This window comes from Arthrobacter ginsengisoli, assembly GCF_031456935.1.
Classification (GTDB): Bacteria; Actinomycetota; Actinomycetes; order Actinomycetales; family Micrococcaceae; genus Arthrobacter; species Arthrobacter ginsengisoli.
In genome coordinates, this window is the sequence record NZ_JAVDVQ010000026.1 from 29,729 (window position 1) to 43,609 (window position 13,881).

The 13,881-nt window shown below is 67.1% G+C and carries 13 protein-coding genes; 8 read left to right on the forward strand and 5 right to left on the reverse strand.

Features of this window, described 5'->3' with window-relative positions:
- Positions 1 to 81: 81 nt before the first annotated feature.
- Positions 82 to 507 carry a CoA-binding protein gene (locus J2X01_RS19280; protein ID WP_310061263.1) on the reverse strand — a complete coding sequence of 142 codons (426 nt, stop codon included), beginning with the start codon at positions 505 to 507 and terminating at the stop codon, positions 82 to 84.
- Between the two features lie 335 nt (positions 508 to 842).
- On the opposite strand from J2X01_RS19280, the gene J2X01_RS19285 reads away from it, so the two are divergent.
- The 7 genes from J2X01_RS19285 to J2X01_RS19315 all read left to right on the forward strand — a co-directional run bounded on the left by J2X01_RS19285 (position 843) and on the right by J2X01_RS19315 (position 8,924).
- Positions 843 to 1,703: an ABC transporter ATP-binding protein gene (locus J2X01_RS19285; RefSeq protein ID WP_310061266.1), complete on the forward strand. Its 861-nt coding sequence runs from the start codon at positions 843 to 845 to the stop codon at positions 1,701 to 1,703.
- Positions 1,704 to 1,822: 119 nt separating this feature from the next.
- The gene (locus J2X01_RS19290) at positions 1,823 to 2,866 is read left to right on the forward strand and encodes an aliphatic sulfonate ABC transporter substrate-binding protein (RefSeq protein WP_310061269.1); all 1,044 of its coding nucleotides are present in this window, start codon (positions 1,823 to 1,825) and stop codon (positions 2,864 to 2,866) included.
- Positions 2,866 to 3,777, forward strand: a complete 912-nt coding sequence (locus J2X01_RS19295; protein WP_310061272.1) for an ABC transporter permease — start codon at positions 2,866 to 2,868, stop codon at positions 3,775 to 3,777. The genes J2X01_RS19290 and J2X01_RS19295 overlap by 1 nt, the downstream gene beginning before the upstream one ends.
- A complete protein-coding gene (gene acs, locus J2X01_RS19300) occupies positions 3,768 to 5,870 on the forward strand; it encodes an acetate--CoA ligase (protein WP_310061275.1) in 2,103 nt (700 codons plus the stop codon). Before J2X01_RS19295 ends, acs begins: the two co-directional genes overlap by 10 nt.
- Positions 5,867 to 7,075 (forward strand): dimethylsulfone monooxygenase SfnG, encoded by a 1,209-nt coding sequence (gene sfnG, locus J2X01_RS19305; protein ID WP_310061277.1) that lies wholly within the window; start codon positions 5,867 to 5,869, stop codon positions 7,073 to 7,075. Before acs ends, sfnG begins: the two co-directional genes overlap by 4 nt.
- Positions 7,075 to 8,430 (forward strand): O-acetylhomoserine aminocarboxypropyltransferase/cysteine synthase family protein, encoded by a 1,356-nt coding sequence (locus J2X01_RS19310; RefSeq protein WP_310061281.1) that lies wholly within the window; start codon positions 7,075 to 7,077, stop codon positions 8,428 to 8,430. Before sfnG ends, J2X01_RS19310 begins: the two co-directional genes overlap by 1 nt.
- Positions 8,427 to 8,924, forward strand: a complete 498-nt coding sequence (locus J2X01_RS19315) for a CoA-binding protein (protein WP_310061284.1) — start codon at positions 8,427 to 8,429, stop codon at positions 8,922 to 8,924. The genes J2X01_RS19310 and J2X01_RS19315 overlap by 4 nt, the downstream gene beginning before the upstream one ends.
- A 100-nt stretch (positions 8,925 to 9,024) precedes the next feature.
- Here the strand turns inward: J2X01_RS19315 and J2X01_RS19320 are convergent, their stop codons facing one another.
- The 4 genes from J2X01_RS19320 to J2X01_RS19335 all read right to left on the reverse strand — a co-directional run bounded on the left by J2X01_RS19320 (position 9,025) and on the right by J2X01_RS19335 (position 12,538).
- Positions 9,025 to 9,798, reverse strand: coding sequence for a hypothetical protein (locus J2X01_RS19320; RefSeq protein WP_310061286.1), 774 nt, complete (start codon positions 9,796 to 9,798; stop codon positions 9,025 to 9,027).
- Positions 9,795 to 10,343 (reverse strand): RNA polymerase sigma factor, encoded by a 549-nt coding sequence (locus J2X01_RS19325; RefSeq protein ID WP_310061290.1) that lies wholly within the window; start codon positions 10,341 to 10,343, stop codon positions 9,795 to 9,797. Before J2X01_RS19325 ends, J2X01_RS19320 begins: the two co-directional genes overlap by 4 nt.
- Before the next feature lie 86 nt (positions 10,344 to 10,429).
- Entirely contained in the window at positions 10,430 to 10,909 is a 480-nt protein-coding gene (locus tag J2X01_RS19330) for a hypothetical protein (RefSeq protein ID WP_310061293.1), read from the reverse strand.
- 339 nt (positions 10,910 to 11,248) lie between these two features.
- Positions 11,249 to 12,538: an adenylosuccinate synthase gene (locus tag J2X01_RS19335; RefSeq protein ID WP_310061296.1), complete on the reverse strand. Its 1,290-nt coding sequence runs from the start codon at positions 12,536 to 12,538 to the stop codon at positions 11,249 to 11,251.
- 540 nt (positions 12,539 to 13,078) lie between these two features.
- Between J2X01_RS19335 and J2X01_RS19340 the strand changes: the two genes are divergently transcribed.
- Entirely contained in the window at positions 13,079 to 13,711 is a 633-nt protein-coding gene (locus J2X01_RS19340) for a uracil-DNA glycosylase family protein (RefSeq protein ID WP_310061299.1), read from the forward strand.
- The last annotated feature ends 170 nt before the right edge of the window (positions 13,712 to 13,881 follow it).

Consider the following 13,881-nt stretch of genomic DNA (forward strand, 5'->3'; position numbering starts at 1 on the left):
GAGCCTACTGGCCGGCGCGGACATTTTGCAGGGACCTTCCCTGGCGGGAATGCCCGGCAGGGGAGCGCGGCGGGAGCGCGGTCAGAGGCCGAAGCGCCTGGCGTCCTGCGCCGGGCAGGCGTTCATGATGACGTCGAGACCGGCGGCTTTCGCCCGGGCCGCTGCCTCCTCATCGATGACGCCCAGCTGCATCCAGACGGCTTTCGCACCGACGGCAATTGCCTGATCCACCACGGCCCCGACCTTCTGGGAATTCACAAAGCAGTCCACAACGTCGATGGGCTGCTTCCCGGGCGGGATGTCGGCAAGGGCGGCGTAGCCGGTTTCCCCGTGCACGGGATCGCCGGGCAGGTTCACCGGGATGATTTCCATCCCGAGCCGGTCGCGGATGAAAAGGGACGTGTCGTACGCGGCCCGCCACTGATTCGTGGACAGGCCGACAATGGCCCACCGGCCCTTGGTGCGCATGAGCTTTTCGAGGACTGCCGGATCGTTGACGTGGGCCATGTGCAAAGCCTAACCGGCCGGATCGGTTTGCGGGGCCCGGGCAAACGGCGTCGAAGAATTGACCGGCCCCCGGCCGCCCGGCAGCGCAGGACCGAATATTACGCAGCAAAACACCGCCATTTGGGAAAAAGCTCCGATTCCGTTTTAGTTAGAAGCGACCATCCCGAGCGGCCGAGAGACCTGGATCGATGAAGCCGCAGCAACCCTGGTCGCCGTCATCCGCCCCTGGATGCTGGCGATAGCAAGGTATGGAGCCAAGGGAACCGCCGGACTGACCACCCGGTTCAAAGGCTCATTCCGTAGGGTGCTACTGCCAGGACCGATGGAGTAATCCTATGACTGTTGTCCTGTCCTCTTCCGCGCCTGAGTCGTCCCTGGACGCCCCCGCCGGAGCTCCCGCCCGCACGCCGGCCCTGCCGGTTTCCTTCCGCTCCCTGCGCCGTACCTTCGGCACCGGCGCGGACGCCCACACCGTACTGCGCGACGTCGACTTCGAGATCCGCGCCGGCGAGGTCCTGGCGATCCTCGGCACCTCCGGCTGCGGCAAGTCCACGCTGCTCCGGGCCACTGCCGGGCTCGACTCCCCCAGCTCAGGCAGCGTTGACATCGACGGCACACCGGTGCAGGGCATTGATTCCCGCTGCGCCTTCGCGTTCCAGGAACCGCGGCTCCTGCCGTGGCACACCCTGCAGGCCAATATTGCGATCGGCCTGCCCACCGGCATCAGCGCCCGGGACGGCAAAGCGAAGGTGGCCCGGCTGCTCGAACTTGTGGGCCTCACGAACTTCGCCAAGCACCGCCCGCGCGAAATTTCCGGCGGCATGGCCCAGCGCGCCTCACTGGCCCGGGCACTGGCCCGCAACCCCGGCGTCCTGCTCCTCGATGAGCCCTTCGGCGCGCTCGACGCGCTGACCCGCATCAAGATGCAGGACCTGCTGCTGGACATCCACCGTGCCGAGCCCACCACGGTACTCCTGGTGACGCACGACGTCGACGAGGCCCTCCAGCTTGCCGACCGCATCATCGTCCTCGGCAAGGAATCAAAAGCCGGCGAAGGGGAAGCGGCAGCGGCGCCCGGCGCGACGATCGTGCGCACCGTCGCCGTGCCTGGCGAGCGCCCCCGGGACCGCGGTTCCGTGGAACTCGCCCGAATGCGGGCCTCGCTCCTGGAGACCCTCGGCGTCGACGGCCACTAGCCGCAACTCCCCCGGTTTCCTCGAAGTTCCCCGCCGGAAGCGCCGCAGCCCCCGGCGCGCCGCCTGCTCCACCGCTTTCACCCCCGTTCGCTGTTCGCTTCATCCCTCAGAGGAGCCCCATGTCATTCGCCCGCAAAGTCACCCGCCGCTCCGTCATCGGCGCTGCCGCTGTCTCCGCCGCCCTCGTCCTCACCGGCTGCGTCGCAGGCGAAGGCTCCGGCGGGTCCCCGGCCGCGAATGCCGCCGTCGAAAGCGGCACACTCAACATCGACTTCGCCACCTACAACCCGCTCAGCCTGGTCATCAAGAAGAAGGGCTGGCTGGAGGCCTCGCTCAAGGACCAGGGCGTCACCGTGAACTGGGTCCAGTCGGCCGGCTCCAACAAAGCCAATGAGGCGCTGCGCTCGGGCGCGATCGACGTCGGCTCCACGGCCGGATCCGCTGCCCTGCTGGCCCGCGCCAACGGTTCGCCGATCAAAACGATCGACATCTACTCCCAGCCGGAATGGGCGGCCCTGGTGGCTAAGGACTCCTCCGGCATCACCACCGTGGCTGACCTCCGGGGCAAGTCCGTGGCCGCGACCAAGGGCACCGACCCGTACTTCTTCCTGCTGCAGTCCCTCGCCGAAGCCGGGATCTCCGCCAAGGACGTCACGGTGCAGAACCTGCAGCACGCAGACGGCCGGGCCGCGCTGGAAAACGGCTCGGTGGATGCCTGGTCGGGGCTGGACCCGATTATGGCCGGCGCGGAGCAGAAGGGCGCCAAGCTCTTCTACCGGAACCTTTCCTTCAACACCTACGGCTTCCTGAACGCCACGGAATCCTTCCTGGCGAACAAGCCGAAGCAGGCGCAGGCCGTCGTCAACGCCTATGAGAAAGCCCGCGCCTGGGCCGCAGTGAACCCGGACGAGACGGCCCAGATCCTCGCCGACGTCGCCGGCCTGGACCTGGCCGTCGCGAAGACTGTGGTGCTGGAGCGCAGCAACCTGGACGTGGACCCCGCCCCCGGCGAGGCGCAGCGGAAAGTCCTGGCGAAGATCGGCCCCACCTTCGTGGAGACCGGCGACGTCGCCAGCCAGCAGCAGATCGACGACGCCGTTGCCTCCATTCTTGATGACTCGCTGGTGAAGCAGGCGGACGCGTCCGCCATCAAGGATTCCTGATGCCACAGCTCAGGAATCCCGCCGTCACCGGCACTAATGTTGCGGACGGACGCGCTGCAGCCGTCCCCGCAACTCCAGCAGACGCCGCCCAGCCGGGCCCTACCCTTAAGGGTGTGGGCAGCCCCCCGGCGAACGGATGGTCCCCCGCCGGGATTCCGGCCAACGGCTGGGCGCGTCTGCTCCTTGGATTGATCATTCCCGCGGCGGTTCTTGCCGCCTGGCAGCTGTCCACGGCTGCCGGGGTGTTCAGTGTTGTCCAGCTCCCGCCCCCTTCGATGGTGCTGGAGGCCGGTATCGACCTGCTCCAGCGCGGGCAGCTCGGCCAGCACATCGCGATCTCCACCCAGCGTGTGCTGATCGGCTTCGCCGCCGGCGCAGCCCTGGGCCTGCTGTTCGGGTCCCTGGTGGGCCTGTCCAGGTTCGCCGATGCGCTGCTCGCACCGACCATCGGCGCCCTCCGCGCCGTTCCGTCGCTGGCATGGGTTCCGCTGCTCATTCTCTGGATGAAGATTGGCGAGGATTCCAAGATCACCTTGATCCTGATCGGCGCGTTCTTCCCGGTATTCACCACCGTCTCCCTGGCGTTGCGCCATGTGGACCGGAACCTGGTGGAAGCGGCGCGCGCGTTTGGACTCAAGGGCATCAAGCTCCTGACCACGGTGCAACTGCCGGCGGTGGTTCCGGCGGTCTTCTCCGGGCTCCGGCTGGCGCTGGCGCAGGCCTGGCTGTTTCTGGTGGCCGCGGAACTCATCGCTTCCTCGATGGGGCTCGGCTTCCTGCTGACAGACTCGCAGAACAACGGCCGGACGGACCGGCTCCTGCTGGCGATCGTGTTGCTCGCCGTGATCGGAAAAATCACCGACGCCCTGTTGGGCCTTGCAGAGAAATGGGCAGTGAAACGATGGGCGTAAACACCGCAACAGCCCCGGCCAGTCTTCCGGCCACCGAAGAGGAGCGCCTCTCCTTCTGGGAGGCAGCCGCCCTCCGACTCGACTGGGAGGACGTGCCCGGACAGGACAAGCCATGGCACACGGCCCACCGCCGCGTCCCGGCCGACGTCGACGCCGGCACCGGCCCGGACATCACTTGGTTTGAAGGTGGCCGGCTCAACGTCGCCTACAACTGCGTCGACCGCCATGTGGCGGCGGGACGCGGGGACAGGGTGGCACTGCACTTTGAGGGCGAACCCGGCGACCGGCGCACCATCAGCTACGCCGAACTGCAGCGCGAGGTTTCCCGCGCCGCCAACGCGCTGCTGGACCTCGGCATCGGCAAGGGCGACCGGGTGGTCATCTACCTCCCGGTCATCCCGGAAACAGTCATCATCACCCTGGCCGTGGCCCGCATCGGCGCGATCCACTCGCTCGTCTTCGGCGGCTTCTCCGCCGAGGCGCTCAAGTTCCGGGTGGAGGACACCGGCGCCAAGTTGCTCGTCACCACCGACGGCCAGTTCCGCCGGGGCGTCGCCGTGCCGGTAAAGGACAATGCGGACACGGCTGTCGCCGGAGACAACGCCATCGAGCATGTCCTGGTGGTCAACCGCACCACCGCACCGGAACTCCTGGACACCGTCCCGATGACCGAGGGCCGCGACGTCTGGTGGCATGACACAGTCGGACAGGCCTCCCCGCGCCACACGCCGGAAGCCTTCGACGCCGAGACGCCGCTGTTCATCATGTACACCTCCGGAACCACCGGAAAGCCCAAGGGCCTGGTCCACACCTCCGGCGGCTACCTCACGCAGGCGTCCTGGAGCTTCGAGCACCTGTTCAGCAATCCGGATCCGGCCCTCCGGGACCAGGATGTCCACTGGTGCACGGCCGACCTCGCCTGGGTCACCGCCCACACGTACGAGCTGTACGGCCCGCTCTCCAACGGAGCCACCCAGGTGATTTTCGAGGGCACACCCAACACCCCGCACCCCGGCCGGCACTTCGAAATCATCGAACGCTACGGCGTCACGCAGTACTACACCGCACCCACCTTGGTCCGGTCCCTGATGGGCTGGTTCCCGGACGGTGTACCCGCCGGCTACGACCTCTCCTCCATCCGCCTGCTCGGCACCGTCGGCGAGGCCGTCAACCCCGAAGCCTGGCGCTGGCTCCGGGAAAACCTGGGAGCCGGCACTGCCCCCGTCGTGGACACTTGGTGGCAGTCCGAAACCGGTGCCACCATTCTCTCCCCCGCCCCCACGGACACGGAGTTCAAGCCCGGCTGCGCGGCCCGGCCGCTTCCCGGCGTCCGCACCCGGATCGTGGACGAGGCCGGAAACACCGTGCCGCCGGGCATCCAGGGCTTCATTGTGGTGGATGCCCCCGGCCCTGCCATCGCCCGGACCGTGTGGGGGAACCCGCAACGCTACTTCGACTCGTACTGGCGCCAGTACGCCGAACAGGGCTGGTTCCTGGCCGGCGACGGCGCCAAGTACGACGACGACGGCGACATCTGGATCCTCGGGCGCGTGGATGACACGCTCAATGTCTCCGGCCACCTGCTCTCCACGATCGAGATCGAATCGGCACTCGTGTCGCACCCGGACGTGGTGGAGGCCGGCGTCTGCCCGGTCGCGGATCCCAAGACCGGCCACGCCATCGTCGCGTTTGTCGTGCTGAAGGGTTCGGCGGCAAATTCCTCGGTAGCCGCGCATCGCGCGAGCGGGGAACGAGCGAGTGAAGTGAACGGGCAGGGGTCCCCGGGCGAGCTTGCGAGCTCGGGGCAGCCCGTGAACGCTAAGCGGCGCGAGGAAATTGCCGCCGAACTACGCAACCACGTCGCGAAGGAGATCGGGCCGATCGCGAAGCCGCGTGACGTCATCGTCGTTCCTGATGTGCCGAAAACGCGCAGCGGCAAGATCATGCGCCGGCTGCTGACCCAGCTGTTCGAAGGAACCACCCTCGGCGACACGACCTCACTCCAGAACGAGCCGTCGATCGCCGGCATCCAGTCCGTCCTGCGTGAACGCAATGACACCCCCAGAAATACCCAGAGTAAGGACCCCTCATGACCGACATCAGCAACGTCGCCCGTCTTTCCGAACCGCTCAAGTTCGCCTACTGGGTTCCCAACGTCTCCGGCGGCCTCGTAGTCTCCACGATCGAACAGCGCACCAGCTGGGACTTCGACTACAACAAGAAACTCGCCCGAATCGCGGAGAACTCCGGCTTCGAATACGCCCTGACCCAGACCCGCTACGCAGCCTCATACGGCGCGGACAAGCAGCACGAGGCCACCTCGTTCAGCCTGGCGCTGCTGGCCGCCACGGAGCGGCTCAAAGTGATTTCCGCCGTCCATCCGGGCATGTGGCACCCCGGTGTGCTGGCGAAGTTCATCATCACCGCCGACCACATCTCCAACGGCCGTGCCGCCGTGAACATCGTCTCCGGCTGGCTCAAGGCGGAGTTCGAGAACTTCGGCCTCGAATGGCTCGAGCACGACGAGCGCTACGTCCGCACTGAGGAGTTCATCCGGGTGCTGCGTGGCCTGTGGACCGAGCAGGAGTACAACCAGTCCGGCAAGTACTACAACATCACCGACTTCACCCTGAACCCGGCCCCGGTGGATGTACCCGGCCGCGCGCACCCGGAGATTTTCTTCGGTGGGAACTCCACGGCGGCGCAGGCCACGGCCGGCCGCGTGGCCGACTGGTACTTCTCCAACGGCAAGGACCTGGCGGGCTTCAAGGACAACATCGCCGGCGTCGTTGCCGCGGCAGGCGAGACACGGCGCGGCACGGGCGGCGCCCTCGCCGCCCCCCGGTTCGGCCTGAACGGCTTCGTGATCGCCCGCGATTCCGAGACAGAAGCCCGGGACACCCTCCGCGAGATCGTGGCGAAGGTGCACAAGCCCGCCGTCGAGGGTTTCCGCGACGCCGTGCAGGAAGCCGGCGCGTCCACAAAGGACGGCAGGGGCATGTGGGCCGACTCCAGCTTCGAGGACCTGGTCCAGTACAACGACGGCTTCAAGACCCAGCTGATCGGCACCCCCGAGCAGATCGCCGAACGGATCGTGGAGTACAAGAAAATCGGCGTGAACCTGTTCCTCACCGGGTACCTCCACTTCCAGGAGGAGGTCGCGGCGTTCGGCCAGGACATCCTGCCGATTGTCCGTGAGCTCGAAGCGGACCTCGCCCGCAAGAACGGCACGGAACTGGACCTGTCCGGCACCCCGGTAGCTTCGGCCACCGCAACCACCGGGCTGGTGAACGCGTAATGGCTGACCGCAAGTTCGGTTTCCGCACCCGCGCCCTGCACGCCGGCGGCACGCCCGACGCCGAGCACGGCGCCCGGGCCGTCCCGATCTACCAGACCACGTCCTTCGTGTTCAAGGACACCCAGGACGCCGCCAACCTCTTCGCGCTGCAGAAGTACGGCAACATCTACTCCCGGATCGGCAACCCCACGGTCGCCGCGTTCGAGGAACGCATTGCGTCCCTGGAGGGCGGCATCGGCGCGGTGGCCACGTCCTCGGGCATGGCCGCGGAGTTCATCACCTTCGCCGCGCTCACCCAGTCCGGCGACCACATCGTCGCGGCCTCCCAGCTCTACGGCGGCACTGTCACCCAGCTGGATGTCACGCTGCGCCGCTTCGGCGTGGACACCACCTTCGTGCCCGGCACCGACCCGGCCGATTACGCGGCCGCGGTCCGGGAAAACACCAAGGCGATCTTCGTCGAGGTCGTGGCCAACCCGTCGTCGGAAGTCCAGGACCTGGAGGGGCTGGCAAAGGTAGCGCACGACGCCGGCATCCCGCTCGTCGTCGACGCCACCCTGAGCACGCCGTACCTCGTGCGGCCGATCGAACACGGGGCCGATATTGTGATCCACTCCGCCACCAAGTTCCTCGGCGGCCACGGCACCACCCTGGGCGGCGTGATTGTCGAGAGCGGCCGCTTCAACTGGGGCAACGGCAAATTCCCCACCATGACCGAACCGGTGGCCTCCTATGGCAATGTCTCCTGGTGGGGGAACTTCGGCGAGTACGGTTTCCTGACCAAGCTCCGTTGCGAGCAGCTGCGCGACATCGGCCCCGCGCTGTCGCCGCAGTCAGCCTTCCAGCTGCTGCAGGGAGTGGAGACCCTCCCGCAGCGGCTGGACGAGCACCTCAAGAACGCCCAGGCCGTGGCCGAATGGCTCGAGGCGGACGAGCGCGTGGCCTACGTGAACTTCTCCGGCCTGCCCTCGCACCCGCACTTCGAGCGGGCCAGGAAGTACCTGCCGCTGGGTCCAGGCTCGGTGTTCTCCTTTGGCGTGAAGGGAGGCCGCGCCGCAGGCCAGAAGTTCATTGAGTCCCTGCAGCTGGCCTCGCATCTGGCCAACGTCGGCGACTCCCGGACCCTCGTGATCCACCCCGGCTCCACGACCCACCAGCAGCTCAGCCCCGAACAGCTTGTGTCGGCCGGCGTCCCGGAGGACCTCGTCCGGATTTCGATCGGGCTGGAAGACATCGAGGACATCCTCTGGGACCTGGACCAGGCCCTGGACGCGGCGTCGGAGGACGTCGTCGGGTCCGAGACCGCCGCGGACGCATCACAGGCTGACGCCTGCACGATTGGAGCACTGTCATGAGCAGCGAAGAAACCCGTACCTGGACCGGCCCGTCGGCGCCGGAGCGTCTGAACCTGCTGCGGCAGGCGAAGTCGATCGCTATTGTGGGCGCCTCGGACAAGCCGTCCCGCGCGAGCTACTTTGTGGCGACGTACCTGCAGTCCTCCACGCGCTACAAGGTGTATTTCGTGAACCCTGTGGTGAAGGAGATCCTGGGCGAGCCGACGTACGCCTCGCTGGCGGACCTGCCGGAGAGCCCGGACATCGTGGACGTCTTCCGCAAGCACGATGACCTGCCCGGTGTCCTGGAAGAGGCCATCGCGGCCGGCGCCAAGACGCTGTGGCTTCAGCTCGGTTCGTGGCACGAGGATGTGGCGAAGGAAGCCGAAGCTGCCGGACTCGACGTCGTGATGGACCGCTGCGTAAAGATTGAGCATGCCCGGTTCCACGGCGGCCTGCACCTGGCCGGCTTCGACACCGGCGTCATTTCCTCCAAACGGCAGGTCCTGGCCTAGCCTAGCCAGCAGGCGTTCGGCTGACGAACCCGCGGCAGGCACGCGGGGTCGCCGTAGGGACGAAACGGCGACCCTGCACGTCAATCGCGACCCGGGCGGGCTAGGGCTGGGGCTGGGGCTGGCCGGGAAGAATCGGCGCCGGCTCCTTGGCGTCGCGCTCCTCGCCCGGGTCGGGGAGCCCGGGCGTCGCGGGTATGACGGGGAGGCCGGGGATCCCCGGTGTGACGGGCCGGCGGGGCGGCGTCGGAAGGACGCCGCCCCGGCCAATGGCGGGCGGAGTCGCTGCAGCGCCCGGCCGCCCAGGAACCTCGGCGGCGGGTCCGGGTGCCACCACCCCGGCCTCGTCGGCCGCCGGCGGAGTTGTCGCGACCGAAGCATCCGACGGCACGGAAGCCGCCGGAAGGTCCGCCGGTGAGGGGCGGAGGGGTTGCGGAGCCTTATCGGGGGTCTGGCCGGACGGCTGGAACACGATCCCCACACTCTGGCTGACACTGGCCCGGAAGTCCTCGCTGGAGGCTGCAACGGCACCGGCACCAAGGGTCATTGCAGCCACGACGGCGCCACCAACAATTGCCAGCCTGCGCTTCCTGCCGCGGCGCTCGGCGAGGCTCACGACCCCCGCAGGCAGTGCTTCGTCGGCGGAATCCGGTGCGGCCACGGCAGCGGGCATCATCACGGTCGTGGCGGCGGCAGGAGCGGGGCTGCCCGCGGCCAGCAGCGCCGCGAGGTCAGCGCGGGGCGCCGGGGCCCGGTCCGGGACCAGGGCACGGAGTTCTTCCAGCGAACGGCGGAGCTCGGTGGCTGCCTCGAGGCCGGAATCACAGAGCATCGCCTGGATGCTGCCATCCTGCTGGGGTTCGTGGGATCCGGTCATGATGCTGCGTGGTCCTTTTCGGTGACGAGGTCGCGCAGGGCGCTGAGCCCGCGTCGTTGAAGCTGTTTGATGGCGCCCGGCGATTTGTCCATGATGCCGGCCACCTGTTCGATGGAGAGGTCCGCGACGATCCGCAGGACCAGCACTTCCCGTTGCTCGTCGTTGAGCCGGGAGAGGGAATCTGTCATGCCGCCCAGCGAACCGAGGGCCTCGTCCTCGGCGGAAGGGGCGCACCGCGTGTCATCCAGGGGATCGTATTCGGCCAGGTACGGCGTGCGTTCGGCCCGCCGGTGATGGTCGACCAGCCGGGCGTGGGCGACGGAGAAGATGAAGGTCCGCAAACCCCTGTGGCCGCCGGTGACCTTGGCCAGTTTCGGCAGGACATCAACGAAAACGTCCTGGGTCAGCCCCTCGGCGTCTTCCACCCCGCGGGCCCGGAAGTAGCCGAGCACCGCGGGTGAAATGATCGCGTAGACAGCGCTAAATCCTGATGGCTCGCCAGCCAGTGCGGCTGACAATTCGTCATCGCTTAGCTGTCCTGCCAATTGGCTGTCCTTCCGGTTACTGCTGGGGTGCGGCCACGCCAGTCTAGCGGCCGCACCCCGGGCGCCTCCAAAGAGGCGTTTTATGCCTACTTGTCGAGCTCGGGCAGCTCGTCCGACGGCAGGGCCGGAACGGCCGGAGTTGCGGGAACAGCCGGCTCACCCTTGGCACCCGGTACCGCCGGGACAGCGACGGTCACGCCGGCGTGGGCCTTAGCCTCGGCTGCCCCCTTGGCGTTGGCGGCACCCTCGGCGGAGGCGCCGTCCTTGTCAGCGCCGACGGAACCCTGGGCGGAACCTTCGGGGTCTTCTGCGCCGGCGTCACCCTCGGCGGAGCCGGACGGTGAAGCTGGAACGGCGGGGACGGCCGGAACAGCCGGCTCGGCGGGAAGTTCAGGGGCCTCCGGAAGTGAGGTGGCGGCCGGAACGGCGGGCGTAGCGGGGGTCACTTCAGCCTGCTGGGTGCTGGAAACCTGGGCCGCGTGGGCCAGACCGATGCCGGAGAATCCTCCGACAACGAGGATCGCGGCGCTGACAGCAATCTTGGTGGTCTTGCTAACACTCTTCATATAAAACGTACATCCTTTGTTTTTGTGTGAAGGCCTGCTGCAGCCGCGTGGGGGCAGTCAACAGCCCGCGCTATCAGGTGAAGGCCGGCCGGCGCCGCATGGGGGGCGGGCGCCGGCCTGCACTTACCGTGGAAGGCCGGCCGGATTCCTGGTGGGGGGTCCATCCTCCGGTGGCGCTTACAAAGGAGTAATCGCTGGGACACCGCGAAAAGTTACGCGCCTGACGGAATTTTTTCGGAGCCGCCCGGCGGCACGCGAACAACCGTTAACGACGACGGCGGCGGCGGGCCACCTTGTCAGGTGACCCGCCGCCGTCGAGCGCTGAAGGAGCGCGGGGTACTAGTCGTTGATCAGGTCGTTGATCACGATCGTCTGGTCGCGGTCCGGGCCGACGCCAATTGCGGAGAAGCGCGTGCCGGAGAGCTTCTCGAGCGCCAGCACGTAGTTCCTGGCGTTCTCCGGGAGGTCCTCCAGCGTGCGGGCGCCGGTGATGTCCTCGGTCCAGCCGTCGAAGTGCTCGAAGATCGGCTTGGCGTGGTGGAACTCGGTCTGCGTCATCGGCATTTCGTCGTGCCGGACGCCGTCGACGTCGTAGGCCACGCAGACCGGGATCTGCTCGATGCCCGTGAGCACGTCCAGCTTGGTGACGAAGTAGTCCGTGAAGCCGTTGACCCGCGAGGCGTGCCGCGCCAGCACGGCGTCGTACCAGCCGCAGCGGCGTGGCCGGCCGGTATTGACGCCGAACTCGCCGCCCGTCTTCTGCAGGTACAGGCCCATCTCATCAAACAGTTCCGTGGGGAAGGGACCGGCGCCGACCCGGGTGGTGTACGCCTTGATGATGCCGATGGAGCGCGAGATCCGGGTGGGGCCGATGCCGGAGCCCACGGAGGCCCCGCCGGCGGTCGGGTTGGAGGAGGTTACGAAGGGGTAGGTGCCGTGGTCGACGTCCAGGAACGTGGCCTGGCCGCCCTCCATGAGGACCACCTTGCCCTCGTCCAGCGCTGTGTTCAGGACATAGGTGCTGTCGATGACCAGCGGCCGGAGGCGCTCGGCGAATGACAGGAAGTACTCCACGATCTCATCCACCTCGATGTCGCGGCGGTTGTAGACCTTGACCAGGAGTTCATTCTTCTGCCGCAGCGACCCTTCGACCTTCTGGCGCAGGATGGAGGCGTCAAACACATCCTGGACGCGGATGCCGAGGCGGGCCACCTTGTCCATGTAGGCCGGGCCGATGCCGCGGCCGGTAGTGCCGATGGCGCGGCTGCCGAGGAACCGCTCGGTGACCTTGTCCAGGACCTGGTGGTAGGGGGCCACGAGGTGGGCATTCGCGGAGACCCGCAGTTTGGACGTGTCGGCGCCGCGGGCTTCCAGTCCGTCGATTTCCTGGAACAGTGCCTCGAGGTTCACCACACAGCCGTTGCCGATAATCGGAACCGCGTTGGGGCTCAGGATGCCGGCCGGAAGGAGCTTGAGCTCATACTTCTCACCGCCCACGACCACGGTGTGCCCGGCATTGTTGCCGCCATTGGGCTTGACGACGTAGTCGACTCGGCCACCGAGCAGGTCAGTGGCTTTTCCTTTGCCTTCGTCGCCCCATTGGGCTCCGACGATCACGATTGCTGGCATGGGATCCTCCCCCATTCGTTCGGGCCGAGTTCCGGGTGAGTCACCAGGGTGGTCACCGGAGCTGAGCGCCGTTCATGAGAATGCCCCGAATCTACCGCTGTGCTCTTACCATCAACGCCAGAGTCCGGGGCTCTTACCACCCAAGTTTAGCCGATAGCGGTGGCGGCAAGTCATTTGGCCATCCAATGGACTTCCCGCCGGTGTTACCGGCGGCGATCCGTGGGGGGACGCTCCGGCGGGTGTCCCGGGAAAATGTGACTGCCTCCACAGACTGTCGTCCGGATGCCCGGCTGGAACGGCAAAATCGCCCCTGCCGCGCTGGAATCCCGGGGTGCGTGCGCCCGCAGTGCCGCCGCGAGGCTCCGCAGCCCGCACTTCGGCAGAAACGGCATTTCGCAGGGCTTGATAGACTAATAAGGATCGACCAGGAATCGGTCCACACCACATTTTCAAACCACACCGTACTTGGCGTGCCCCGGTGCTCGGCGTGCCGCGTACGGTCTGGCAGCTTCACCAATCCCGCAGGAGACACAGCAATATATGACAGCCTTGGCCACTGAAAATTCCCGCGAACAGCTTCTGAGCCGCCGCTATGAACCTAGCGTCGCGGCCGTCAACGAGCTGTGCGACACGCTGCAGGCAACCAAAGCTGGCACAAATGTCCCCTACGTGGACCCGATGCACGACATCGACGAGTGCCGGATCATCAGCCTGTTCTCCAACATCGGAACTGAGGACGAGTCGGGCTTCATCACCGCCGGTGACGACGAAGCGGCCACCCGCCTGCTCGGCGTCCACTGGAAGCTGGGCCTCCGCCCCGAGTACGTGATGCCCTGGAATGTTCATCCTTGGTACGTCCCGGGCGAGCCCAACGGCAAGTTCACGCCGGACCAGATTTCCGCGGGCCTGAAGCCGCTGCTGAAGTTCCTCGCCGTTGTTCCCCGCGCCTCAGTGATCGTGGCCCACGGCACCGAGGCCAACCGGCTCGCAAACCTGCTGCTCAAAACCGAGGTGCCGATGATCTGGCGCCGCGGCCTCAAGACCTACAAGGTCCGTTCGCTCAGCGGCCGCGCTTTCGCCGGCACGCCTGCCCGCCAGGAGCAGTACCTCGAAGATATGAGCACCGTTTACGCGGACGCCATGGCCCGCACCGGTCTGGCCAAGGCCAACTGATCCCCCACGCGTAACTGCGACGGCGGGCGCCCACCTACTGGTGGACGCCCGCCTTCGCACTCTAACTAACAACGCGGGGATCCTTCTATGGTTGTCAAGCGTGGCAGGGCGCCGGGTTTGCGGCGTTGAGTATCCGGTAGATCCGTCGGGCGAGATAGCGTTTCACGCAC